This is a genomic window from Ramlibacter sp., assembly GCF_035548915.1.
In the GTDB taxonomy this organism is placed as follows: Bacteria; Pseudomonadota; Gammaproteobacteria; order Burkholderiales; family Burkholderiaceae_C; genus Ramlibacter.
Genome location: NZ_DASZSE010000039.1, coordinates 289,432 through 312,762, shown reverse-complemented (window position 1 = coordinate 312,762; position 23,331 = coordinate 289,432). Strand labels below are relative to the sequence as shown.

Below are 23,331 nucleotides of genomic sequence, written 5' to 3'. Positions count from 1 at the left end.
GCCGACTTCACTCACCAGGGGCACCCCTCATGGACCTCCAGCTCGCGAGCAGGCACGTTCTCATCACCGGCGGCAGCAAGGGCATCGGCCTGGCGTGCGCCAACGGCTTCCTGGCCGAAGGCGCGCACGTGACGCTGGTATCGCGCGACCGCACCACGCTGGACGCGGCGCGAGACTCGTTGCTGAAAGCGTTTCCCGGCGGCAAGGTGCATGTCTGCAGCGCGGATCTCAAGGTTGCCGCGGCCGCGCTCGCCGCCATCGAGGACGCGGAGCAGGCGATGGGGCCCGTCGATGTGCTCGTCAATTCCGCCGGCGCTGCCCGGCGCACGCCGCCGGCCGAACTCACCCCGCAGCACTGGCGCGACGCGATGGACGCCAAGTTCTTCACTTACGTCAACATGACGGATCCCCTCGTCAAGCGCATGGCGCAGCGCGGCGCCGGCGTGGTTCTCAATATCGTGGGCATGGGCGGCAAGGTGGCCAGTCCTACCCATCTCGCGGGAGGATCGGCCAACGCCGCACTGATGCTGATGAGTGCGGGCCTGGCCGCGGCTTACGGCCCCAAGGGCGTGCGCGTGAATGCGGTGAATCCCGCGTTGACCCTCACCGAACGCATGGACGAGGGCCTGGCGGCCGATGCGCGGCTGAACAACATCACCAAGGAAGAAGCGCTCGCGAAGGCGAGCGCACGCATGCCGCTGGGGCGAGTTGCCTCGCCGGAAGAGATCGCCAATGCGGTGCTCTTCCTGTGTTCGCCGCGGGCGAGCTACATTTCCGGCGCGATCGTTTCGATGGACGGAGCGGTGACGCCGCTGGTGGTCTGACTTCCAGGGGCCGCGCCGGCGCCTCGGGCGTGCAGCGCGGCCCGGTAGCCGAAGACGAGCGCGGGCCCCAGCGTCGTTCCCGGACCCGGATACGTGCCTCGCATGATCGACGCCAGGTCGTTGCCGCAGGCGTACAGGCCGGGAATCGGTTGTTGCCCCGCGTCCAGCACCCGCGCATGTTCGTCGGTTTCCAGCCCCGTGCTGCAGCCGATCTCGGCCGGCCACACCGCCATCGCGCAATACGGCCCGTTGCCCAACGGTCCGATGCAGGGGTTGGGGCCATGGGCGGGGTCACCGTTGAACCGGTTCAGCTGCGTGGTGCCCTTGGCGAAGTCCAGGTCGACTCCGGTCGCGGCGAAGCCGTTGTGGCGCGCCACGGTCGCTTTCAAACCCGCCGTGTCGACGCCCGTCTTGTGTGCGAGTTCGTCGAGCGTGAGAGCGCAAACGAACTCCCCGTCGCGCTCGAACGGCGCCAATCGGGTTGTTCCCGGGCGAATGTTGCCCAAGCCGTACTTGCGTACGAAGCTGCTCTCGCAGATCAACCATGCGGGAATCGTCGGCGTGGTCTTGTGTGACTCGAACATCGCCTCGACGAAGTGATGGTACGAAACCGCTTCGTTGACGAAGCGCTTGCCCGCGGCGTTGACAGCCAGCAAACCCGGCTTGGCACGGTCGAGCGACAGGTGCGGGAACAGGCCCGCCCATTCGCCGGAGCCGGTGCGCGATACCGGCGACCAGAACGCGCCCGTGCCATGGTGCGCCGGCTTCGTCGACGCGCCGATACGCGTGGCGGCGGCAATCCCATCGCCCTGATTGGCAGGAACAGCCATCGAGTCCATCGGCGTGGGCGCCGGCATGAATTCCTTGCGCAGCGCCTCGTTGTGCGCGAAGCCGCCGGTTGCCAGGACAATGCCTTTGCGCGCGCGGACCATCCGCCGGCGGCCACCGCATGACACGATCGCCCCTGTCGCCCGGCCTGCCTCGATCACCACCTCTTCCAGCTTCGTTTCCAGGAGCACCGGCACGTGCCGCAGCCGCAGGCTGTGGTACAGGCGTGCCACGAACGCGTTGCCCATGACGAGGCGCGTGCCGCGCGGGTAGCGCAAGCGGTCCGCGACGAAGCGCAGGAACAGCTTGGCCGCATGCAGGAAGTTGCCCGCCGACTCGAACCGCCCGACCAGGCGCGGGATGTCTGCCTTGCCCACCATCATGCCGCCGAACACGAGGAACTCCGGGATCGGCGCGCGAACATGACTGAATGCCGGCCCCATGACACGCGCGTCGAACTCCAGTGGCGACATCGCCCGCCCCGAAGGCGCGGAACCATCGAGGTCCTGGTAGTCCGGATGCATGCCCGAAGGCACGAACCTCACTTCGGAATTCGCTTCGAACCAGTCGACCACGTCGGGTCCGTCCTGCAGATAGGCCTCGCGCAGTGCCTGCCCGTCGTCACCGTCGGGCAGCAACTCGCGGAAGTAGCGGCGTGCAGCTTCGCGCGTGTCGTGAAACCCCGCCTCGCGGCTTTGGCGGTTTTCCGGAATCCAGATGGTCCCTGCCGAAGTGGCCGCGGTCCCACCGACTTGCGACGACTTCTCGCACACCAGGACTTCCAGTCCCATGATGGCCGCCGCGAGCGCTGCGGACATTCCGCCCGCGCCTGCCCCGAAGACCAGCAGGTCGACCTCGTCGATTTGCCTGTCCGACGGATCCCTCATGGTGTCATTGCCAAGGTAGGTTTGCGCGGCGAGGCATGGGCCGCCGCGAGGATCCGCCCCACGCGCCGCCCCGATGTCATTGCCCAGCCGATGTGGTGGCCGTGGCCTGCGAGAATGGCGCCCCCCTGTCCGGCCGAGCCGACGGCGTACAGGCCCTCCACCGGGGTGCCGTCGCGGCGGATGACTTCATGGCGCGACGACACCGCGAGTCCTCCCTCCGTGAAGACGATCCAGCTCTGCACGGGGCCGAGCGCATGGTACGGACCGCCGCCGATCGCCTGCCGTCCGCCCGGGGCCGTTGCCGCCAGGCCCGCGTTGTATTCCGCCACGCTGTTCCTCAGCGCCTCGGCCGGCACGCGCAGCGACCTCGCCAAGGCATCGAGTGATTCGGCCCGGTGATAAAGATCCGGCCGCGTGCGCTTGTAGTCATCGAGGTAGGCATAGGCGATGCCGGGCGCGGTGGAGACGAAATTCGGCCAAGCCCGGAATTGGCGCGCCACGGCCTCGTCGAAAACGAGGAAGGCATCGCCGCCCGGCTGGTGCGGCACCTTCAACTCGGGCTTGGCCAGCTCGTCGCCAAAACGGCGGCCATCACGGTTCACCAGGATCGCCCCGGCACGCAACATCGAAGGCTCCGGTGCCAGCGAAGAGGTCATGAAACGCGTGATGAAGGGGCGGAACATCCACATCGGCAGATAGGTCAACGCGAACTGCATGGGCCGTGTGAGCCATCGATAAGGCGGCAGCCTCCGCAGCAGCGTTTCCACCGGGGGTGCCTTGAAGCGCATGCTGGGGCCCCACATCACTTCCGCGTTGCGGATCCAGCCACCGACTTTCTGGGCCACCACGTGGCCGTCGCCGGTGCTGGCCGGATTGATCGCGTTCACGTGAGCGGCATGCGGCACGTGGATCGCCTTCAGCGGCGCACCCGCGCTGAAGTCCCCCGTCGCGAGCACCACCCCGCAAGTCGCCTTGAACGCGGTCTCGCCATCGCCGGCGTCGGCGACGATCGCGGTGACGCGGCCGTCCTCGACGACGAGGTCACCAAGCCTCACGTTCAGGCGGAGGTCGACGCCCAGGCGACGGCACTCCTTCTCGAGGTAATAGGCGTACGCCCGCGAGTTGGGAAGCACGTTGTGCATGCGGGGCTTGCCGTGCGGGGGCTCGGGCATCGGGCCGTAGAAGGCCAGCCCGATGCGGATCAGCCATTCCAGCGTCTCGGGCACGTTGTCCACGAGGATGCGGCGCAGCTCGAGGTTCTCCTTGGGTTGGAGTTCCGGCGGCAGGAACAGCGACATGTCGTTGAAGTGCTCGTCCGGCGTGTCGTGAATGCCCTTGGCCCGCTGGAAGCGCGTGCCCGCGGCGGTGATGGATCCGACCGACAGTCGCGTCGTTCCGCCGAGATGGGGGTTCTTCTCCAGCACGACGACCTTCAAACCGGACTCGGCGGCCGATATGGCGGCGGCCATGCCCGAGCCGCCGCCGCCCACGACGATGACGTCCGCGAATTCGGTTCTCACGGGTCAGTCGGCCCGGATGTTCGCCGCCTGGACCACGGGCGAGATGCGCCGCTTCCGCGACTCGACGAAGCGGGTGAATTCAGCCTGTGTCCCGCCCTCGGCGACAGACCCTGTGGCCGCCACGGCCAGCACGACGCTTCTCATCCGCAGTCTCCTCAATTTGACTTGCGAATTGATAATTCGCGTTTTAAGATCATACCCGTCCCGCGCCGGCGCCGTCAACCTGCGCGCCTCTCCCTCAGCGCGGGCGAAAACGGGGAACACCACATGGATTTGGGATTGAAGGATCAGGTCGTCGTCATCACCGGCGCGGGGCGCGGCATCGGGCGCGAAGCCGCCCTCACGTTCGCCGCGGAAGGCGCCCGGGTCGTGGCCTGGGACAAGGACGTCGAGCTCGCGCACGAGGTCGTCGCCGGCATCACGAAGGCTGGAGGCACGGCAATGGCGCTCGGCGGGTCGGTTGGCGTCCGCCAGGAAGTGGAAGCGGGCGTCGCGAGAGCGCTCGAAGCTTTCGGCCGCATCGATGTGCTGATCAACAATGCCGCTTTCGGCGACGACGCACCGCTTGTCGACATGACGGATGAACAGTGGGACCGCGTGCTCAACGTCTGCCTGACCGCCCCCTTCTATTGCGCTCGCGCCGTGGCACCGACCATGATCGCGCAGAAGTACGGGCGCATCATCAACATCGCATCGCGCGCGCATCTGGGCGAGGTCAACAAGGCCAACTACTGCGCCGCCAAGGCCGGTGTGCTGGGCCTGAGCCGCGCTCTCGCTGTCGAACTCGGCGTGCACGACATCACCGTGAACACCATCGCCCCCGGCATCGTGCGCACCGAGCGAGTTCTCGCACAGCCCGGGTATGAAGGCCTGAACGAACGGGCCCAGCAGCGGCAGCTCATCAAGCGTGCCGCCCAGCCTTCGGATATCGTCAACGGCATGCTGTTCTTCGCTTCGCGCACATCCGGCTTCATCACAGGCGACCTGATGTACGTGACCGGCGGGCGCCTCACCTGAAATCGAAAGGAAAACCCCATGCAGAGCTCCCGCATGTCGACTTTGATACGCCGCAGCGTGTTCGCGGCCTTCGTGGCCTTGGCCGCGTTGCCGTTCGCCACGCATGCGCAGGCCTGGCCCCAGAAGCCGGTGCGCCTGATCGTTCCGTTCGCCGCGGGGGGCCCCAGCGACGTGCTGGCCCGCGCCTTCGCTCGCAGCCTGTCCGAGAATCTGGGCCAGCCGGTGATCGTCGACAACCGCGGCGGCGCGGGCGGGGCCATCGGCATCGATGCGGTGGCGAAGGCTGCACCGGATGGCTACACACTCGGCTTCGCGCACACCGGCACCACGGCGATCAATCCGCACGTGATGGCCAAGTACCCCTATGACCCGCTGGTGGACATCACGCCGGTCACGCCCATCGTTGCATACGCCAACGTCCTGGTCGTCAACGAGAAGGTGCCCGCCCGGAACGTGCAGGAGTTCGTCGCCTGGGCCAAGGCGAATCCGAATGCAGCCACCTACGGCAGCGGCGGCAACGGAACCACCAATCACCTCGCGGGCGAGCTGCTGAAGGTGCTCACCGGGGCCCCACTGGTGCACGTGCCCTACAAGGGAAGCGGCCCGGCGATGACCGATGTCGTGGCGGGCAACATCGCTTCGATGTTCGACATCCCGGTGACGGTGATGCCCCACGCCAAGAGCGGCCGCATCCGGCCGCTCGCAATCCTCAGCTCTCGCCGCAGCAGCGCGCTGCCCGACGTGCCGACCTTGCGCGAGGCGGGATACCCCGGCTTCGAAGAAGCGGGCAGCGACCTCTGGTTCGGCATCGTCGCCCCTGCAGGCCTTGCGCCGGCCTTGCTGGAGCGCATTCATGCGGAAACGCTGAAGGCCGTGCGAAAGCCCGAGATGATCGAGACGATCAAGACCATGGCGTACGAGCCATGGACCATGTCGCCGGCCGAATTCAAGACCTTCATCCGCAACGACTACGCCAAGTGGGGCAAGGTGGTCCGGGCCGCAGGGTTGAAGCCGGAGTGACGAGGGCGCGGCGCGCGGGGCTCGGGCCGGGCCTTTGGGCGCCTCAGTCCAGGTTGGGCGTGCCCGCTTCGTGCCGATGCCACACTTCACTGCAGACCTTCATGGCCTCGCGGGTCGAAGGGGCGCCGATGTAGCCAAGCAGCTGGAGGATCGCTTCCATGAGTTCCTCGCGCGTCCAGCCCTGACGGATCGCCATCTGCAAGTGGATTTCGAGTTCGTCGAAAGCGCCGGTGGCGATGTCCGAGATGCAGACGATCAACACCCGCAGTTTCAAGTCCAGTCCTGGCCGCGCCCAGATGTTGCCGAAGACGGAGGTGGTCGCCACGTGAAGGAATTCCTTCATCATCGGATCGGCGTAGGTCCCCGAGCCGCTCTTGGCAAAGCGTTCTTCGCCGACGAGTTCGCGGCGCACCGCCTCGCCGCGCGCGTGCAGGTCTTCCTGGGTGAAACGGGATGTCGACATCGTTTGTCCTTCCAAAAGTGCGGCTGCTTCAGCTCGCGATGTTGCCCAGCTGTTCGTAGACCTTGATCAGCGCGGAGCCATCTTCCTTGGCATAACCCATGTTGCGGCCCATCTGGTACACCTGCTGGGACACCGCCGCGAGGAACACCGGCACACCGAGCTGCTTGGCCAGGGCCGTTTCGAGCTCCTGGTCCTTGTAGGAGATGTCCATGGTGCCGCCGGGTGCGAAATTCCGCGCGATCATCCGGGGCGCGCGCATCTCCCACGCCACGCTGTAGCCCGTGCTGGCCTTCACGATCTCATGGAGCATCTGCGGGTCGATGCCGGCCTTCATGCCCATGGCCATGCCTTCGGCCACGGCGACCGCGTTCACCTGCATCAGCATGTTGTTGATCAGTTTCACGATCGTGCCCTGTCCGATCGCGCCGAGCCGGAAGACCGTCTTGCCGACCGCGGCGAAGACATCCTCGAAGGCATCGATGACGGCGTCCTCGCCGCTGGCGAAGATCGAAAGGCTGCCCGCGATGGCCCGCTCCGTGCCGCCACTGACGGGCGCGTCGATGAACCCCACCTGCCGCGCCGCCAGCTCGACTTGCATCTCGCGGATGTCCCTCGGTGCGATGGTGCTCATGCAGGCAATGCGGTGGCCTGGCACGGCGCCTTCCGCAAGCCCACCAGCGCCGGTGACGACCGCGCGCGCCTGCGCGGTCGTCTCCACCATGCAGATGATCCGCGCGGCCTGGCCGGCGAGATCGGAGGACGACGCTGCGACTGTTGCGCCAAGCGCGCGAAGCGCTTCGCACTTGGCGGCATCGATGTCATAGACCACCAGTGGCAGCCCCGCCTTCAGGATGTTGCGAGCCATCGGTGCGCCCATCGCGCCGAGGCCGACAAGTCCGACCGCCATGCCGGATCGAGCCGCGGTCATAGCGTGCGTTGCTTGAATGTGCGCAGGAACTCCGCGTCCGCCGGCTTGCCCCCGGGTTTGGCATCGATTCCGAGATCCCCGGATGGGTTCTGCCAGTTGCACATCTCGGCGGGGACGCGCGATCGCGGGTTCTCGCGCTGCAGCCACATGCGCAGGTACAGCCTTTTTTTCTCCGGCTCCTCGTAGTCCTCGAACTCCGTGCGGCTGTGCAAGGTCAACCAGTTGTTCGCCCAGTAGATCTCGCCGCGGCGCAGCTGGAATTTGATCAGGTGCTCGTCGTCCCACGAGACGTCGTCGAACATGTCGAGCGCTTCGCGATCCTTCGGTGCCCATTCCTTGCCCATCGCGTCGTAGGCGACGTTCATCGACGCGCGGACATACCGGCCCGCAAGACGGTCGTCGACATAGCCCAGCACGGGCACGTCGAAGGGCGTGATCGCCGGCTGGTCGTCGGGTTGCTCGTTCTTCCGGTGGTAGGGAAACCCGCGAAACAGTGGCTCCAGCAGGTCGGGACGACGCTCGAGGATCGTGTTGAAGACCGCGTGGACGCTCGAAGCCAGGCTCAACCCGCCACTCTTCGCGGCGTTCACGCAGAACAGGCCCATGTAGTCGCCCTGGTCCGTGTGCAGCGGAAGCTCTCGCCTGCTCGTGTAGCCCCGGGCCGCTTGCTGCTGGCCGGGCTGGGTGCGGTCCTTGACGTGCGCGATGCGCTCACCCGCCGCGCTTTGCGAAACGGGCTTTCCCATCTGCAGGCCGAGGAGCCAGTAGCACAGCTCCATCTGCTCGACACTCAGGCCTTCGACCGGCAGCCCCGTCGTGATCACGAAGCCCCGTCCGTTCCAGAGTTCGTCGCGCACACGAGCCATCATGGCCGCGGTTCGGGGCAAGTGGAAGGTGTTGGCCGTGACCTCCAGGAATGGCCTGTTGCCGTTTTGCGCGATCGCGTCGAGCAACTCGCGCACGACGTGCGGCGGCGTGGGAATCCGGAGTTCCTCTTCCGAACTGAAGTTCGATGCGCCCCACACGCTCGGCCCCACGATGGGCTCGGAATGAATCCTGGGTTTTGCGGCTGCAACGGTCATCTGGTTTTCCTTGCTGAATCAAAGCAGTTCGACGCCAATCGCCGTCGCCTCGCCACCGCCGATGCAGAGCGAAGCGACCCACGAGTTGCGCCGCGCGAACGCAGGGCGACGCTGTCCCCCGGAATGCCGGCGCGTTCGATGGGTTGGGTCGAGAGGGCCGGCCGACCCCGTCCGAGCCTCCCATCCGCAAAAATTTTATTCCCTTTTGTCGGACAGTGGTACGATTATTTGAAACATTGACTGATCGAGGAGATCTGATGGTCTGCAATCGCCGCGTCGCACTCACGGCCGCCGCCGCATGGGCCGCCACCTGGACCGTCGGGTGTGCCACTCCCTCGACCAAGCCTGATTTCGTGCTGGTCCACGGTGCCTGGCATGGCGCGTGGTGCTGGGACCGTGTCACTCCGATCCTGCGGCAGGCAGGGCATCGCGTCTTCACACCCACGCTGCCGGGTCAAGGCGAACGGGCCGCCGAGTTGTCGGCCGACGTCAACCTCGAGACGCACATCGCCGACGTCGTCCAGTACATCGAATCGCGCCGACTGCAGAACGTGGTGCTGGTCGGCCACAGCTACGGCGGCCTCGTCGTGAGCGGGGTGGCGGATCGCATTGCACCGCGCTTGCGAAAGCTGATCTATCTCGACGCACTGGTCCTGGACAGCGGCCAGAGCATTGCGGCATTGAGCGGCGCCAGCTGGGAAAACCGTCTGAAAGCCGTGCGCGAGCAAGGCCGGGGCCTGGGGTTGCCTGCCCTTCCTCCGGAGGCGTTCGGTGTGCTCGAGCCGCAAGACCAGGCATGGCTGGCGCCGCGCCTCACCCTGCAGCCGGTGCACACGTTCGACCAGCCCTTGGTGTTGCGCAATCCATTGGGCAATGGTGTCCCCAAGGTCTACATCGACTGCAACCAGCCCGCAATGGGCTCGGTCAATGCCTTCAAGGCCAAGGTGAAGCAACAAGCCGGATGGACTGCGTACGAGACGCTGCCCACGGGGCACGACGCCATGGTGACCCTGCCTGAGGGCCTGGTACAACTCTTCCTCGAGCACGCCTGACGCACCCCCGTCCCAACCTGAAGCCGAGCATGCTGGCCATCCACGTCGACAATGTCGGTCCCGAGAGCGTGCTGCGCTTCGCCCACACTCCGGACCCCATTCTTCGCCCCTCCGATGTCCTGGTGCGCAATCGCGCGGCCGGCGTGAACCGCACGGACCTCTCCTTGCGGCGTGGCGCTCATGGCGATGCCGACTGGGGCGATTCGCCCCTGATCGGACTGGAAGTGGCGGGCGAAATCGTTGCCCTGGGCTCCGATGTCGCGGGTTGGCGCACCGGCGATCGCGTGATGGCCGTCGTGGGAGGCGGCGGCTATGCACAACTGTCCCGGGTGGACCATCGGATGCTCATGCCCATTCCCGCAGGCATGGACGACATCCAGGCGGCGGCCATTCCCGAGGTCTTCATCACCGCGCACCAAGCGCTGTGCCACCTGGGGGAGCTTCGACAGGACGAAACCCTGCTTCTGCACGCCGCAGCGAGCGGCGTGGGGACGGCGGCCGTGCAGCTCGCCCGTGCCATCGGCGCGCGCGTCATTGCAACGTCCAGCGCCTCGAAGCACGCGCGCCTGATGGAGCTCGGCGTCAGCCACTGCATCGATCGCGGCGCGGAAGACTTCGAGCCTGTCGTCGCGTCCCTGACGGAAAGCCGGGGGGTCGACGTCATTCTCGACTTTGTCGGTGCCTCGTATGTCGAGCGGAACATCCGCTCGCTCGCGTACGGCGGGCGCCTCGTTCAGGCCGGTCTGATGGACGGAAACGCAAGCCAGCCATTGCCGATGAGCCGCCTCGTATCCCGCCACCTCAAGATCATGGGTACGGTGATGAAGAGCCGCCCCTTGGCCGAGAAGTGCGCCATGACAAGACGGTTTGCCGATCGTTGGCTTGCAGAGTTCGCAACGGGCAGGCTGCAACCGGTGGTGGATGCCGTCTTCCCGATCACGCAGGCCGAGGCCGCGCACCAGCGAGTGGCATCCAACGCGGGTTTCGGCAAGGTCGTGCTCAGCATCGCGTGACCTCGCTCAACCCGGCCTTGCGTTTCCCGCTTCGGTCATCGTGCCGAGGGCGAATACATCTTCCATGATTCTCACCTCCGGCGGGCGAGCGAGGTGCGACACCATGCGCGGCAAGTTGGCCTTGCGCCCGTCGGAGCTCTCGTAGGCCGCCAGGCGTGCGTCGCGGTCTTCAGGCGATGCGAAGACGCGAATCCAGGTCACCTCGTTTTGCTTGCGGTCGGCCCAAAGGCCGACCACCTGGATTCCAAATGCCGCGTGATTCGGAAAGACGACTTCGTTCAGGGTGGCGATCAGGCCGTCGAGCATGCCGCGATTGGCAATGTAGGTTCTGATCTCTGCGATCACTTGCGCGCTCCTCGATCGATCGCGCCGCTTGCTCGCAGGCGACCGATTTCGTCTTCCGAATACCCGAACTCCGTGAGGACTTCGCGGGTGTTCTCGCCCACCTCGGGCGCGTGATACCGGTTCTGCGGAATCGAATCGGACCACTCCGTCGGGATCGCGGTGATCCGCAGTTCGCCCTGCGTCGGATGCTTCACGGTCTGCACGAACCCGGTGGTGACGACGTGCTCGTCGTTCAGGATGTCGTCGATGCCGTACATGCGGGCGGCCGGCAGGTCCGCTTTCTCGAACAGCGCCAGCCATTCGGCCGTGCTGCGGGTGGCGATGATGTCGCTGAGGAAACCATAAACGTAGTCGATGTTCTCGAGGCGCTGGTTCTGGCTCTGGAAGCGAGCGTCGTCGCGAAAGACTTCGGGCCGCCCGATGGCGTCGAAGAAGCTGCGCCAGTGCTTGTCGTTGTAGACCAGCACGCAGATGTGGCCGTCGCTGGTCGCATACGGCCGACGGTCGTGCGCCAGGCTCCGCTGGTAGCCTGCCTTGCCTTGCGGCGGCACGAACTGATGGCCGGCCAGGTGTTCGCCCAGCACCACCGACAGCATGCCTTCGAACATCGGCACATCGACCTGCTGGCCACGACCCGTGCGTCCGCGATGCACGAGTGCGCTCGTGATGGCCGTGCAGAACTGCAACCCCACCATGCGGTCGACGAGCACCATGGGCGCGTAGCGGGGCTTCTCCGCGCCGGCCTCCTGCGACAGCCACGGGATGCCGCACATGCCCTGGATCAGGTCGTCGTAAGCCGGCTTCGCGGCATACGGCCCCTTCTGGCTGAATCCATACGCGCCTGCATAGATCAGCCCCGGGTTGATCGCGCTCAAGGTCTCGTAGCCCAGACCGAGGCGCGCCATCGCCTGCGGGCGGATGTTGTAGACGAGGACGTCGGCGTCCTTCACCATGCGCAAGAGGACGGCACGGCCTTCCGGCTTCTTCAGGTCGAGCGCGACCGAGCGCTTGTTGCGGTTGAGGGCGAGGTAGAAGTGCCCCATGTCGGTGTTGCGCATCGGCCCGGACTTTCGCATCACGTCGCCATCGGGCGGCTCGATCTTGATCACGTCCGCGCCGTAGTCGGCGAGAACGGACGTGGCGTAGGGCCCCATCACCACGGAGGTGAGGTCGAGCACCCGGATGCCGGCGAGGGGTCCGCTCATGGCCTCAGCCTTCGAACTCGCGCAGCATCTCGCGCGCCGTGATCAGTTGCAGGATCTGGCTCGTGCCCTCGTAGATGCGCAGCAGCCGCACATCGCGGTACAGCCGCTCGATCGGGTACTCCTTGATGTAGCCGTTGCCGCCATGGATCTGCAGCATGCGGTCGGCAATCCGGCCCGCGGCCTCCGTGGCGAAGTACTTGCAGCACGCCGCCTCCTTGGTGATCTTCTTGCCGGAGTCCATGTCGCGCGCCGCGCGTTCCACCATGGCGCGGGCAGCGTAGGCTTCGGCCTGGCTGTCGGCCAGCAGGGCCTGGATGAGCTGGAATTGGGCAATGGGCTTGCCGAACTGCTTGCGCTCCGTTGCGTACCGCATGCCTTCGTCGAGCAGCCGCTGGCACAAGCCGGTGGCCACGCCCGACATGTGCAGGCGGGCATGGTCCAGCGACTTCATCGCGTTCTTGAAGCCCGTGCCCTCCGGACCGAGCATCGCACTGGCCGGAACACGCACGTCCTCGAACATCACGTCGGATTCGTGCGAGCCCGCGAAACCCATCTTCTCGTAGGGCTTGCCCACGCTCAAGCCAGGGGTGTTGCGCTCCACCAGGAAAGCGGAAATGCCGCCGGAGCCCGCTTCCTTCGGCGCCGTGCGGGCGAACACGGTGAACACGCCCGCATGGATCGCGTTGGTGATGAACCGCTTCGTGCCGTTGATCACGTAGTGGTCACCGTCGCGCACGGCCTTGGTCGTGAGGGATGCGGCATCGGACCCGGAGTCGGGTTCCGTGAGAGCGAACGAAGCCATCATCTCGCCGCTCGCGAGCTTGGGGAGGTACTTGCGCTTCTGCTCCTCGGTCCCGTAGTGGATGATGCCCAGGGTGCCAACACCGTTGGTGGTGCCGAAGAAGGAGCGAAAAGCCGGCTGCGCGTAGCAGATCTCGAACACGAGGCGCACTTCCTCGTACACGCTGAGGCCCAGCCCGCCATATTCCTCCGGCACCGTCATGCCGAACAGGCCCAGCTCGCGCAGGCCGCGCACCACATGGTCCGGAATCTCGTTCGTCTCCTGCACGGTTTTTTCCGCAGGCAGGAGCACCTCGCGAGCGAAGCGTCGGCACGCCTCCACCAGCAGTTCGAGGGTTTCTTCGCGGTCGTCGGTCATGGTGTCTCCAAAGGGGCGGTCGAGCGGGTGGACAGCGTCGAATATAGGATCGGCAGCCATACGAGTCCAATACCGTTTTTTCGGTTTGGTGATACGATTTCCGTCGATGAATCTGCGCCAGGTCGGACAGTTCCTCGCGGTGGCCGAAACCCTGAACTTCCGCAAGGCCGCCGAGCGCCTGCACATGGCGCAGCCACCCCTGTCGGTTTCGATCAAGCGCATGGAAGAGGACCTTGGCTCTGCGCTCTTCCTGAGGCAACGCCGGGGGCTGCGGCTGACGGCCGCGGGCGAAGCCATCCTGGCCCACGCGCGCCAGATTGCTTTCCACTCCGAAGAACTGCGCAAGGCGGCAGCCGATGCCGCCGACGGGATTGGCGGCGTTCTGCGCGTGGGCTTCATCGGCTCCGCCACCTACAGGCTGTTCCCGCGCGTGCTACCGGCGTTCAGGACGCGCTATCCGCGCGTGACCCTCGACCTGCGCGAACGCACCACACGCGAAATCCTGCGCGAGATCGAGGCAGGGGTGCTCGATGTCGGCCTGGTGCGCTACCCCGTGATCGAGGACACGTCCGCCGACCTGCTGCCCGTGGAGCACGACCAGCTCGTTGCCGTGATGCCGTCGGGCAGTCGACTCGCAACGCGCAGGCGTTTGCAGCTGAAAGATCTCGAGCACGAGCCCTTCGTCGCCTATGCAGGCACTGCTGCGCTCAACCTGCGCGCGCAGGTTCTGTCCGCCTGCCAGGCTGCGGGCTTCACTCCGGCGATCGCACAGGAAGCCGTGCAAGTGCAGACGATCCTGAGCCTGGTGGAGAGTGGCCTCGGGGTGGCGCTGGTGCCTTCTTCCTGCCAATCGCAGGCCTCCCGCAGCCTGGTGTTTCGGGCCCTCACCGGCAGCGGCGACAGGCTTGCGGTGGCCATCGCCGTCGCCACGCACCCCACCACCGAGCCGCCCGCGGCGCGGCGCTTTCGCGAACTGCTGGTCGAACTTGAACACGACAGCAAACCCGGGCAGCCCGCGATACCGCCGCCGTGATCAATTCAGCTTGATCGGCACGCGCTTGACGATGTCGCGCCACTGCTGCTGGCTCTTCGCGACAGCGGCCGTGAAGTCCGCCGCGTTCATTGCGCCAGGATCCATGGCCGCCGTTCGCATGCGCTCCTGTGTCGCGGGCAGCGCCACCCACTTTTCGGTTTCTGCGGAGATTCGGTCCACGATGGGCTGAGGCGTGCCCGCACGCATGAAGATGCCGAACCACCGGTCGTCGTCCAATCCCGGGACGCCCTGCTCCTGAAAGGTCGGCACCGAAGGCATCAGATTGATGCGTTTGGGCCCCGTGACGGCGAGCACCTTCACCTTGCCTTGCTTCGCATGCTGATCCACGGACAAAGCCTGCACGAACGCGGCGTCGACGCGCTGGTTCAGCAAGTCCGGCACCATCTCCGCATCGCCCTTGTACGGCACGTGGCTCATGTTCAATCCCAGCGTGCGGCTCATGATCTCGCCGTAGAAGTGTGCCGCCGAGCCAATGCCGGGCACGCCATAGGTGATGGCCTGCGGACCCTTGGCCAAAGCGATGAACTCCTTCAAGTTGCTCGCGTTGACATGGCTGCCGACTGCGAAGACTGCACTGATCCCGCCGAGGCGCGCCACGGGCGCAAAGTCCTTGACCGGGTCGTAGTGGGCATTCGGCAGCAGCAGCGGGTTCTGCACGATGGCAGTCCAGGTGAGAAGCATCGTGTACCCGTCGGCCGGTTGCTTCAGCACATAGTCCGTGCCGATCAGGCTTCCGGCACCGGGTTTGTTCTCGACAATCACGGTCTGACCCAATGTCTCGCCCAGCCGCAGCGCCAGGGACCGCGCCAGGATATCGGCGAGGCCCCCGGGGGGCACCGGGACGATCAGGCGCAGGGGCCGATCCGGCCAACCTTGCGGTTGGGCCAGCACGGCTTCGGGGAACACGGCCGCGCCAATGGCGGCACACAGTTCGGCAAGGGCGGTTCTACGATTCGGCACGGGGTGGTCTCCAGGTTGAGGAACGCGAGGCGCGCGGCGGGTCAGTTGAGGCCCTTGCCGCCGCTCACCAGCAGATGCTGGCCGGTGATGTAGCTGGCTTCGTCGCTGAGCAGAAAGGCGATGGCGTTGGCCACTTCCTCGGGCTCGCCGAGGCGCCCCATTGGCACGCGCGAAGCATTCAGCTCCTGCTGCCACGGCGGGATCGCCTTGTTGAACCCCGGAGTGCGGATGGGTCCGGGCGAGACGAGGTTCACATTGATCCCGAGCGGCGCGACTTCCATGGCAAGACTGCGCGTGAAGCCGAGAAGCGCGGACTTGGCCGTGCCGTAGTCGACCATCGTCGGAGAAGGCACCAGCCACTGGGTCGACGAAACGCTGACGATCTTTCCGTACTTGCGCTCCCGCATGCCGCCGACGACCTGGCGCGTGCAAAGCATCGTGCTGACGAGGGACCGGTCGATCACGATGCGCCACGTGGCCGGCTGCGAGAGATGAAACTCCGTCGCGAGTTCGCGGGCGCCACCGCCCACGCAATTTGCCAGCAGGTCGATGTGTCCGGTTCGAGCAAGGATGCCCTCGAACGCGAGAGACACCGCACTTTCGTCGGTGACGTCAAGGCGAACGGGCAGCACTTCGGCGCCAGCCGCCCCTATGGCAGCGCAAGCGTCCTCCAGCTCAGGCGCCAAGTCGATGGCGACGACCAGCGCGGCGCCTTCCTGCGCGAGCTTCAGCGCCGTGGCTCGACCGATCCCGTTGGCGGCCGCTGTCACGATCGCAATCCTGCCTTGCACACGGGGATGGGTCATGGCTTACCTTTAATTGTCGGACAGTACGACTATAATTGGCGATTACCTCTGAAGTGTCAAGCTAGGAAAACACCATTCCCGTCCGACTGGCGGCCCAAAACCCATGACGCTTGCGGCCACCCGGGCAGTGCTCGGGCATCGCAACTGCGCTTGCTGCGATCGAACGGCTACCCGTTGCGGAACCTGTCACCCGATGCGTATCGGGCCTACGCTGCAAGCCTCTATGCGAGCGAGCAGCGCCTGATCCAGGAAAGCGGCTACAAGCCCGAGTGAGTGGAGCCTTCGAGATGCGCCGCTCAGGCCAGCTCGACTCTTGGCTCGTTCGCCGCCGGCTCGGCCCCTGCTGCGGGAGCGTCTCGGAATGGACGAACGTCGCCATTCTCCTCACGCCGTGCCACCGGCTGCGTGATGTCCAGGTTGGCCAGCTCGAACCCACGCTGGAAGTCGGCAATGTGCTTGTCCATCCACGAGGTGGCATCTCGCACGTCGTGGTTCTTCAACGCGTTGACGATATGCTCGTGGGCGACCAGCAGGCGCTCACCCGCATTCAGGCGCGTCATCACGGCGTAGAAGGCCGGATAGAAGAATTCGCTGAGTGGCTGGCGCGCGAGCTGGATCGCCCGGTTCTGCGAAGCTTCGGCGATGAGGTTGTGGAACTCGATGTCGAGCGCAACCAGGCCGTTGCTGTCGGCGTCCGCGATGGCCTTGCGAGTGGCCTGCAGGTTGGTATCGAGCGAGGCGAGCAACGCAGGCGTCACCTTGGTCGCCGCAACGGCCGCCGTGGCGGGCTCGAGCGCGTGCATCGCCTGCCACAACTCCTCGAAGGTCACCTGGTGCAGGATCATTGCCGCCGACAACGGCTTGGAGATTTCACTGTGGCGCGGAATGCTCGCGAGCAGCTTCTTGCGGCCCGGTTCGCGCCGAACGAGGCCATGCTGCTCCAGCACGCGCAGGGCCTCGCGCACCGTCGAACGGTTCACACCCAGCTGCACAGCCAGTTTCTCCTCCGAAGGAAGCGACTCGCCAGGCGGCACCCGGCCGCTCAGGATCTCTTCCTCGATGGAGCGCGCAACCATCTGGTACGTGCGTTCCGCCTGGATCTTGCCAAGGTTCAGTGCCATGATTACTGCTCCGTCTTTCTCAATCCGTGTCAATCCGCCTTGGCGGCCGCCCGTTCTCTTTCCATTGTACGAAGCGCCACCCGCTGGATCTTGCCCGTCATCGTCTTGGGCAACTCCCCGATGAACTCGATCAAGCGCGGGTACTTGTAGGGCGCCGTTGTTCGCTTCACGTGTTCCTGCAGCTCCTTCTTGAGGGCATCGGAGGGCGTGAAGGCGGGCCGCAGCACGATGAAAGCCTTCACGAGTTCACCGCGCTCGCGGTCCGGCACGCCGATCACCGCGGTTTCCAGCACCGACGGATGGTCCAGGATCGCGTTCTCCACTTCCGACGGGCCGATGCGGTAGCCCGCGGAGCTGATCACGTCGTCGCGCCGTCCACGGTAGGTGAAGAACCCGTCCGCGTCGCGGACCCCGCGGTCGCCAGTGATGAACCAGCGGCGACCGTCGGGGGCGGTGAGATACGACTGCTCGGTACGGGACTCGTCCTTCCAGTAACCCAGCATGAGCTGCGGATTGGGGGTGAGCAGCGCGACGTCGCCCTCCTCGCCGCGCGGCAACACGTTGCCCTGCTCGTCGACCACTTCAAGGACCGAACCCACGTTGGGCACGCCCATCGAGCCCACTTTGTAAGGCGTGCGCGGCACGTTCACGAGCGTCATCAGCGTTTCGGTCTGGCCGTAGGCCTCGGCCACGGGCACGCCACTCGCCTGTTCCCAGCGCTGCGCCACCACGGGGTTCAGCGATTCCCCGGCGGAGACCACGTGGCGCAGCGCGCCAAGGTCGAAGCTGCCGATATCCTCGTCGACGAGCCGGAACAACTCGGTGCCCGGCGCGCAGTAGACGGTCACCCTGTACTTGGCGAGAAGGCGAAGGCGCTCTTTCGGATCGAATGGGCCGTCGTGGAAGAATGCGCAGGCGCCCATGCTCCATGGCCCGATCAGGATACTGGTGCCCGCCTTGCTCCAGCCGGTGTCGGCCGTGCACCAGATGGTGTCGTCACGGCCGAGATCGAGCCACGTGTGCGCGACTTCGCGCCAGGCATGGATGGCGCGGCTCGCGTGCAGCACCCCTTTCGGGTTTCCGGTGGACCCGCTCGTGTAGTACAGGAGTGCAGGGTCTTCAGACGCGATCTTCTCCGGCACGAAGTCCTCTCGGCCATCCCGCATCACGCTGTCCAGGGATTCCCAACCCTTGGCGTCACCAACGCTCACGCGCACCGGCAGCTGACCCAGCAATGATTCGAACTTGTGCGCGTGATCCGCCCGGGCGATGACCGCCGCCGCCCCGGCGTTGTCGATGCGGTAGGCGAGGTCCTTGGTGGTCAGCATCTCGATGCAGGGAATCGGCACCGCGCCGAGTTTCATGCAGGCCACCATGGCGACTTGCCACTCCGGGATGCGCGGCAGCATGACGACCACGCGGTCGCCTTTGCGCACGCCGCGCTGCCGCAGACCGCAGGCCAGGCGTGCGGTCAACCGCGCGATATCGGAGAAGGAGTAACGCCGCTCCTCGCCCGCGGCGTTGCACCACACCAGCGCGGGCCCGTCGGCGGTGCGCGCCCAGTGGTCCACGACGTCGGCCCCGAAGTTGAATTGCGCCGGCACCTGCCAGCGGAAGGCGCGGTATTCGCTGGCGTAGTCGCGAATGTCGTTCTGGCCCATTTCAGGTCTCCTGCAGGTCTCGTTCCGGCGACTTCACCACACCACCTGCCTCCAGGCGTTCGAGGTCGCCGCGCGTGTACCCGACGCCGCCCAGGATCTCGGCCGTGTGTTCCCCAAGGAGCGGGGGCGGCGTACGGATACTGGCCGGCGTTGCGGACAATTTGATCGGGAAGCCCAGTTGAGGCACGGTGCCTTCCACCGGATGCTCCACGCTTTGCAGCAACTCACGCGCCTTGAAGTGCGGTTGTGAAAAGGCTTCCTGCATGTCGAAGACCGCCGAAAACGGAATGTCGGCCGGCGCGAGGAACTCGAGCCACGCGTCCCGCGTGCGCTGCGCGAACAGGCCGTCGAGCTCGTCCTTTTGCTGCCTTGCTTCTTCGCCCGTCGGCCACTGCTTCTCCTTCAGCTGCGGCATGCCGACGGCGTCGCAAAAGCGATGCCAGAAGTGCTCTTCGATGATGCCCAACGCCACATGCTTGCCGTCCGCGCAGCGGTACACGTTGTAGCAAGCCGCCTGTCCGATGAAGGGCCGCTCGCCGCCGCGCGGCTCGATGTCGCCGAACAGGTAGTCGGCGCCGTGATACGCGAGCCAGGAAACGGCCCCGTCGAACATCGAGATGTCGACGAATTGGCCGCGACCCGTCTTGCCTCGCGCAATGAGCGCGGCCATGATTCCCGTGGAGGCCATGAGGGAGCCGCCGCCGACGTCGGCGATCGACAGGCCCGGCACGATCGGGTCCTCCCCCGCCTTGCCGAACAGCTGCAACGCGCCCGCCATCGCCAGGTAGTTGAGGTCGTGCCCCGGCGCCAGCCGAAGCGGGCCGTTCTGCCCATAACCCGAGATCGCACAGTAGACCAGCTTGGGGTTGATCTCGGCGAGCTTTTCGTAGGAAAGCCCGAGGCGTTCCATCACACCGGGTCGAAATCCCTCGAGCAGCACGTCCGCATCGCGCACGAGCCGGCGCAGGATCTCCTTGCCTTCCTCGTGCTTCAGGTTCAGCGCCACGCTCTTCTTGTTGCGGTTCAGCAGCAGGAACGAGCCGGACTCCGTCTTTGCAAGCGGAAGGAAGGCGCGGTTGTAATCGCCGCCATCCGGCTGCTCGATCTTGATCACCTCCGCGCCGAGGTCCGCCATGATCTGCGAACAAAACGCGCCCGGCAGCAGCCGGGTGAGGTCCAGGACCTTGATGCCTTCGAGTGCCATTGTTGCCATGTTCTTCTTTCTGCTGCCCGTGTTGTTCGTCATTGCGCCGTCCAACCGCCATCGACCATCATCGACTGACCCGTGACGTAGCTGGCCGCGCCAGAGCCGAGATACAGGCAGATGCCCACCAGCTCCTGCGGTCTGCCGAAGCGCCGCATGGGCGTGTGGGCGAGCACCATCGACGAGAGGCTGTCGTTGCTGCGCAGGCCCGAGGTCAGGTCGGTCTCGAAATATCCGGGTCCGACGCTGTTGACCCGCACGCCCTTTTCCGCCCAGTCGACGGCCAGCGAACGCGTGAGCGCTTCCAGGCCGCCCTTGGCCGCGCAATACGCAGCCGTCCGCGGCAGGCCCGAGCGGGCGGCCACCGAGCTGATGTTGATGATCGAGCCGCTGCCCCGCGCGAGCATCTGGGTGCCGAACAGCTTGCAGCCCAGGAACACGCCGGTTAGATTGACGCCGATGATCTCCTGCCACTGCGCAAGCGGCGTATCCTCCGGCCGCTTGTACCAGGGATTCACGCCCGCGTTGTTCACCAGAACATCCGGCACGCCCAGCTCATCCGCCACTCTGCACACGAAATTCGTGTAGGCCTCTTCGTTGGCCACGTCGCACGCGTAGCCGCGCACGGCCGGCCCCATTTCCGCGGCCGCCTGCTCGATGCCGGCGCCGCGCCCCGCGATGGCCACCTTGGCGCCCGCGTGCGCGAAGCCTTCGGCAATGGCACGGCCGAGCCCGCGGCCGCCGCCCGTGACGACGACCACCCGCCCGGTGAAGTCGAACGCCGCGCCCTGAGCAACCGGCACCGCGCCCTGTGTCATGCAGCCGCCTTGTCCGCGAGGCGTCGCGCGATGTTCCAGCGGTGCACTTCGGAGGGACCGTCGTAGACGCGGAATGCGCGTGCGTCCTTGAAGATGCGCTCCACTTCGGTATCGGCGGTCAACCCGAGGCCGCCCAGCACCTGGACGCAGCGGTCCGCGACGCGATAGATCGCTTCGGACGCATGCACCTTGATCATGCTGCTCTCCTTGTTGCCCCGCCCACCGTGGTCGAGCAGCCACGTCGCATGCCAGATGCCCAGCCGCGTCGTATGCATGTCGATCTCGTTGTCGGCGAGCATGAATCCGATCCCCTCGTGCCGGGCGATGGGTTGCCCGAACGCCGCGCGACGGCCGGCGTACTCCACTGCAATGTCATGGGCGCGCCGCGCGGCGCCCAGCCAGCGCATGCAATGGGTCAGGCGCGCCGGCACCAGACGTACCTGGGCATACCGGAATCCGGCGCCGATCTCCCCGAGCACGCTGCTCGCGGGCACGCGCATGTTTTCCAGGCGCACTTCCGCGTGGCCGCCGGTGAAACTGGAGTCCATGCTGTCGATCAGCCGGTGGATGCGAAAGCCCTGGCACGGGAGGTTGGCGAGGAACATGGTGGCGCCGACGTCCTTGCCGTCGACGATCGTGCGCGCCATCACGATGGCGAACCCCGCACCGTCGGCCCCGGTGATCAGCCACTTGGTGCCATTGATGACGAAGTCGTCGCCATCGCGCACCGCCGTCGTCTGCATGGCCGACGGGTCGGACCCGGCGCCGGGCGACGGCTCGGTCATGCAGAAGCAGGAACGCTTGCGCCCGGACGCGAGGGGGCGCAGGTATTCCTCCTGCTGCTGCGGCGTAGCCACTTCGGCCAGCATGTGCATGTTGCCCTCGTCGGGCGCGGCCAGATTCATGGCCACCGGACCGAGCATCGAGTAGCCGGCCTCCTCGAAAACGATGGCGCGTTCCTGGTGATTCAGGCCGAGTCCGCCCCATTGCTCGGCAACGTGCGGGCTCAACAGGCCGGCAGCGCCCGCCAAGGCGTTCATCTCCAGCCGCAATTCATCGGTCGGGCCGTGCGAGGTCCGGCGGGCGTCCTTTTCGAGCGGGATGATCTTCTCGGCGATGAAGGCGCGCGTGCGATCGCGCAGGTCCTGCATGCGGGAGCTGAGGGCAAAGTCCATATCGACGCGTTCCTAGAAATACTTGTCGTCGGCGATGGCCTGGGTGAACTCCAGCAAGCCATCGGCAAGCCGGCCGAATCCCGCATAGCGCTCGTCCTGCACTTCGCCGCTGCGATAGCGCGAATACAGTTGGTGAAAGACCACCCCCAGCTTGAACATGGCCATCACGCGGTACGCCTTGAAATCCGAAAGCGGACGGCCCGTGCGCCGGCTGTACGCGACAGCAGCCTGCTCGCGCGTGAGAAAGCCCGGGCGCGCGGTCGGCATCTGCGCGAGCTGAGTCATGCACTCGGGGTCGCCTGCCTCGCTCCAGTAGCTCAACATCGTCGCGAGGTCGAACAAGGCGTCCCCGCGTGTTCCCATGTCCCAGTCAAGCACCGCAACCGGGGAAAGTGTGGCCGGGTCGAGCAGGAGGTTGTCGAGCTTGAAATCGTTGTGCAGCAGCGTGCCGTCGCCGCCGAGACCGGCGGTGTGCTGCTCGAGCCACGCGGCAAGTCCCGACACCGTCGGCGAAGTTGGATCGCAAACCAGGCCGGCCCGGGAAATCCAGCCGCGCGCGGCACGGGCGAGAAAGCCTTCGGGCTTGCCCAGCGTGGCCAACCCTGCCTCGGCGGGGTCGACCGAGTGGATCGACGCCAGACCTTCCACCAGCAGGCGTGACAACGCCTCTCCCGTCTGCGCGGTTTCGGCCAACGGCGCCACAGAATCCCCCCGGATGGAGATTCCGCAACGATATTCAAGCAGCTGAAACGGTGCACCGGCGATTGCCAGGTCCTCGCACAGGTGATAGCTGCGCGGCGCCAGCGGCAACTGTCGCCACAGACGCTCCAGGATGCGATGTTCCCGGGCCATGTCGTGAGCGCCAGGAGGCAGCGGGCCGGCGGGGGGGCGCCGCAGGACAACCCATTCCCCGTTGCGCATCCGAAGCAGAAAATTCAGATTCGCCAAGCCGCCGGCAAAGCGGCGTGGAGTGAACCCCGGGTCGAGCGGGAAGCCACATGCCGCCAAGTAATCGCCTACGCGCGACCAGTCGTGCGGAGCCGGGGCCCCAGGAGGGGCCAGCTGCACACCGGCCGGCAGCGAGGCGGACTCGGCAGTGAAGACTTCGGGAGAGCGCATGAGATATTTTTGTCCGACAAAGAACATTCGTCAAATGGTTTTGATGTCACCAAATAGGATGTGGGCGGGT

General features: G+C 66.0%; 24 protein-coding genes. 7 read left to right on the top strand and 17 right to left on the bottom strand.

Annotation, left to right across the window (positions count from 1 at the left end):
• Positions 1 to 29: 29 nt before the first annotated feature.
• A complete protein-coding gene (locus VHA82_RS15670) occupies positions 30 to 824 on the top strand; it encodes an SDR family oxidoreductase (protein ID WP_325545336.1) in 795 nt (264 codons plus the stop codon).
• Here the strand turns inward: VHA82_RS15670 and VHA82_RS15665 are convergent.
• From VHA82_RS15665 to VHA82_RS15655, 3 genes are read right to left on the bottom strand one after another with little or no spacing between them, the layout of a single operon-like run.
• Entirely contained in the window at positions 767 to 2,539 is a 1,773-nt protein-coding gene (locus VHA82_RS15665; RefSeq protein ID WP_325545334.1) for an FAD-binding protein, read from the bottom strand. The genes VHA82_RS15670 and VHA82_RS15665 overlap by 58 nt on opposite strands.
• The gene (locus tag VHA82_RS15660) at positions 2,536 to 4,059 is read right to left on the bottom strand and encodes an FAD-dependent oxidoreductase (RefSeq protein WP_325545332.1); all 1,524 of its coding nucleotides are present in this window, start codon (positions 4,057 to 4,059) and stop codon (positions 2,536 to 2,538) included. The genes VHA82_RS15665 and VHA82_RS15660 overlap by 4 nt, the downstream gene beginning before the upstream one ends.
• A 3-nt stretch (positions 4,060 to 4,062) precedes the next feature.
• On the bottom strand, positions 4,063 to 4,203 hold the full coding sequence (locus tag VHA82_RS15655; protein ID WP_325545329.1) for a hypothetical protein: 141 nt from the start codon (positions 4,201 to 4,203) through the stop codon (positions 4,063 to 4,065).
• A gap of 123 nt (positions 4,204 to 4,326) precedes the next feature.
• Between VHA82_RS15655 and VHA82_RS15650 the strand changes: the two genes are divergently transcribed.
• Both VHA82_RS15650 and VHA82_RS15645 read left to right on the top strand, forming a co-directional pair.
• Positions 4,327 to 5,076, top strand: coding sequence for an SDR family NAD(P)-dependent oxidoreductase (locus tag VHA82_RS15650; RefSeq protein ID WP_325545327.1), 750 nt, complete (start codon positions 4,327 to 4,329; stop codon positions 5,074 to 5,076).
• A gap of 18 nt (positions 5,077 to 5,094) precedes the next feature.
• Positions 5,095 to 6,096 (top strand): tripartite tricarboxylate transporter substrate binding protein, encoded by a 1,002-nt coding sequence (locus VHA82_RS15645; RefSeq protein ID WP_325545325.1) that lies wholly within the window; start codon positions 5,095 to 5,097, stop codon positions 6,094 to 6,096.
• 43 nt (positions 6,097 to 6,139) lie between these two features.
• On the opposite strand, the gene VHA82_RS15640 is transcribed toward VHA82_RS15645, so the two are convergent.
• The 3 genes from VHA82_RS15640 to VHA82_RS15630 are packed head-to-tail and all read right to left on the bottom strand — an operon-like array spanning position 6,140 to position 8,569.
• Positions 6,140 to 6,559: a carboxymuconolactone decarboxylase family protein gene (locus VHA82_RS15640; RefSeq protein ID WP_325545323.1), complete on the bottom strand. Its 420-nt coding sequence runs from the start codon at positions 6,557 to 6,559 to the stop codon at positions 6,140 to 6,142.
• A gap of 28 nt (positions 6,560 to 6,587) precedes the next feature.
• On the bottom strand, positions 6,588 to 7,487 hold the full coding sequence (locus VHA82_RS15635) for an NAD(P)-dependent oxidoreductase (RefSeq protein WP_325545321.1): 900 nt from the start codon (positions 7,485 to 7,487) through the stop codon (positions 6,588 to 6,590).
• Positions 7,484 to 8,569 carry a TauD/TfdA family dioxygenase gene (locus VHA82_RS15630; protein ID WP_325545318.1) on the bottom strand — a complete coding sequence of 362 codons (1,086 nt, stop codon included), beginning with the start codon at positions 8,567 to 8,569 and terminating at the stop codon, positions 7,484 to 7,486. The genes VHA82_RS15635 and VHA82_RS15630 overlap by 4 nt, the downstream gene beginning before the upstream one ends.
• 257 nt (positions 8,570 to 8,826) lie before the next feature.
• Between VHA82_RS15630 and VHA82_RS15625 the strand changes: the two genes are divergently transcribed.
• A complete protein-coding gene (locus tag VHA82_RS15625) occupies positions 8,827 to 9,621 on the top strand; it encodes an alpha/beta fold hydrolase (RefSeq protein WP_325545316.1) in 795 nt (264 codons plus the stop codon).
• Positions 9,622 to 9,650: 29 nt separating this feature from the next.
• Positions 9,651 to 10,634, top strand: a complete 984-nt coding sequence (locus tag VHA82_RS15620) for an NAD(P)H-quinone oxidoreductase (protein WP_325545314.1) — start codon at positions 9,651 to 9,653, stop codon at positions 10,632 to 10,634.
• A 6-nt stretch (positions 10,635 to 10,640) separates the two neighbouring features.
• Here VHA82_RS15620 and VHA82_RS15615 read toward each other — a convergent pair whose 3' ends face one another.
• The 3 genes from VHA82_RS15615 to VHA82_RS15605 are packed head-to-tail and all read right to left on the bottom strand — an operon-like array spanning position 10,641 to position 13,343.
• Complete coding sequence (locus tag VHA82_RS15615; RefSeq protein ID WP_325545312.1) at positions 10,641 to 10,979, bottom strand: hypothetical protein; 339 nt, start codon at positions 10,977 to 10,979, stop codon at positions 10,641 to 10,643.
• A complete protein-coding gene (locus tag VHA82_RS15610) occupies positions 10,976 to 12,184 on the bottom strand; it encodes a CoA transferase (protein WP_325545310.1) in 1,209 nt (402 codons plus the stop codon). Before VHA82_RS15610 ends, VHA82_RS15615 begins: the two co-directional genes overlap by 4 nt.
• A gap of 4 nt (positions 12,185 to 12,188) precedes the next feature.
• Positions 12,189 to 13,343 (bottom strand): acyl-CoA dehydrogenase family protein, encoded by a 1,155-nt coding sequence (locus VHA82_RS15605; protein WP_325545308.1) that lies wholly within the window; start codon positions 13,341 to 13,343, stop codon positions 12,189 to 12,191.
• A 106-nt stretch (positions 13,344 to 13,449) separates the two neighbouring features.
• Here VHA82_RS15605 and VHA82_RS15600 point away from each other — a divergent pair, with 106 nt between their 5' ends.
• A complete protein-coding gene (locus VHA82_RS15600; RefSeq protein ID WP_325545306.1) occupies positions 13,450 to 14,376 on the top strand; it encodes a LysR family transcriptional regulator in 927 nt (308 codons plus the stop codon).
• Here the strand turns inward: VHA82_RS15600 and VHA82_RS15595 are convergent, their stop codons facing one another.
• Both VHA82_RS15595 and VHA82_RS15590 read right to left on the bottom strand, forming a co-directional pair.
• Positions 14,377 to 15,357, bottom strand: a complete 981-nt coding sequence (locus tag VHA82_RS15595) for a tripartite tricarboxylate transporter substrate binding protein (protein ID WP_325545304.1) — start codon at positions 15,355 to 15,357, stop codon at positions 14,377 to 14,379.
• A 41-nt stretch (positions 15,358 to 15,398) separates the two neighbouring features.
• Complete coding sequence (locus VHA82_RS15590; RefSeq protein ID WP_325545303.1) at positions 15,399 to 16,163, bottom strand: SDR family oxidoreductase; 765 nt, start codon at positions 16,161 to 16,163, stop codon at positions 15,399 to 15,401.
• Between the two features lie 150 nt (positions 16,164 to 16,313).
• Here VHA82_RS15590 and VHA82_RS15585 point away from each other — a divergent pair, with 150 nt between their 5' ends.
• The gene (locus VHA82_RS15585; protein ID WP_325545302.1) at positions 16,314 to 16,436 is read left to right on the top strand and encodes a hypothetical protein; all 123 of its coding nucleotides are present in this window, start codon (positions 16,314 to 16,316) and stop codon (positions 16,434 to 16,436) included.
• Positions 16,437 to 16,459: 23 nt separating this feature from the next.
• Here VHA82_RS15585 and VHA82_RS15580 read toward each other — a convergent pair whose 3' ends face one another.
• Genes VHA82_RS15580 through VHA82_RS15555 form a run of 6 tightly spaced genes read right to left on the bottom strand, consistent with a single transcriptional unit; the run spans position 16,460 to position 23,288 of the window.
• Positions 16,460 to 17,284 carry a FadR/GntR family transcriptional regulator gene (locus tag VHA82_RS15580; RefSeq protein ID WP_325545300.1) on the bottom strand — a complete coding sequence of 275 codons (825 nt, stop codon included), beginning with the start codon at positions 17,282 to 17,284 and terminating at the stop codon, positions 16,460 to 16,462.
• Between the two features lie 29 nt (positions 17,285 to 17,313).
• Positions 17,314 to 18,945, bottom strand: a complete 1,632-nt coding sequence (locus VHA82_RS15575; RefSeq protein ID WP_325545298.1) for an acyl-CoA synthetase — start codon at positions 18,943 to 18,945, stop codon at positions 17,314 to 17,316.
• 1 nt (position 18,946) lies between these two features.
• The gene (locus VHA82_RS15570) at positions 18,947 to 20,158 is read right to left on the bottom strand and encodes a CaiB/BaiF CoA-transferase family protein (RefSeq protein WP_325545296.1); all 1,212 of its coding nucleotides are present in this window, start codon (positions 20,156 to 20,158) and stop codon (positions 18,947 to 18,949) included.
• A 29-nt stretch (positions 20,159 to 20,187) separates the two neighbouring features.
• On the bottom strand, positions 20,188 to 20,967 hold the full coding sequence (locus VHA82_RS15565) for an SDR family oxidoreductase (protein WP_325545294.1): 780 nt from the start codon (positions 20,965 to 20,967) through the stop codon (positions 20,188 to 20,190).
• Entirely contained in the window at positions 20,964 to 22,142 is a 1,179-nt protein-coding gene (locus tag VHA82_RS15560) for an acyl-CoA dehydrogenase family protein (RefSeq protein WP_325545292.1), read from the bottom strand. Before VHA82_RS15560 ends, VHA82_RS15565 begins: the two co-directional genes overlap by 4 nt.
• Positions 22,143 to 22,154: 12 nt before the next feature.
• A complete protein-coding gene (locus tag VHA82_RS15555) occupies positions 22,155 to 23,288 on the bottom strand; it encodes a phosphotransferase family protein (protein ID WP_325545290.1) in 1,134 nt (377 codons plus the stop codon).
• Positions 23,289 to 23,331 lie beyond the last annotated feature (43 nt).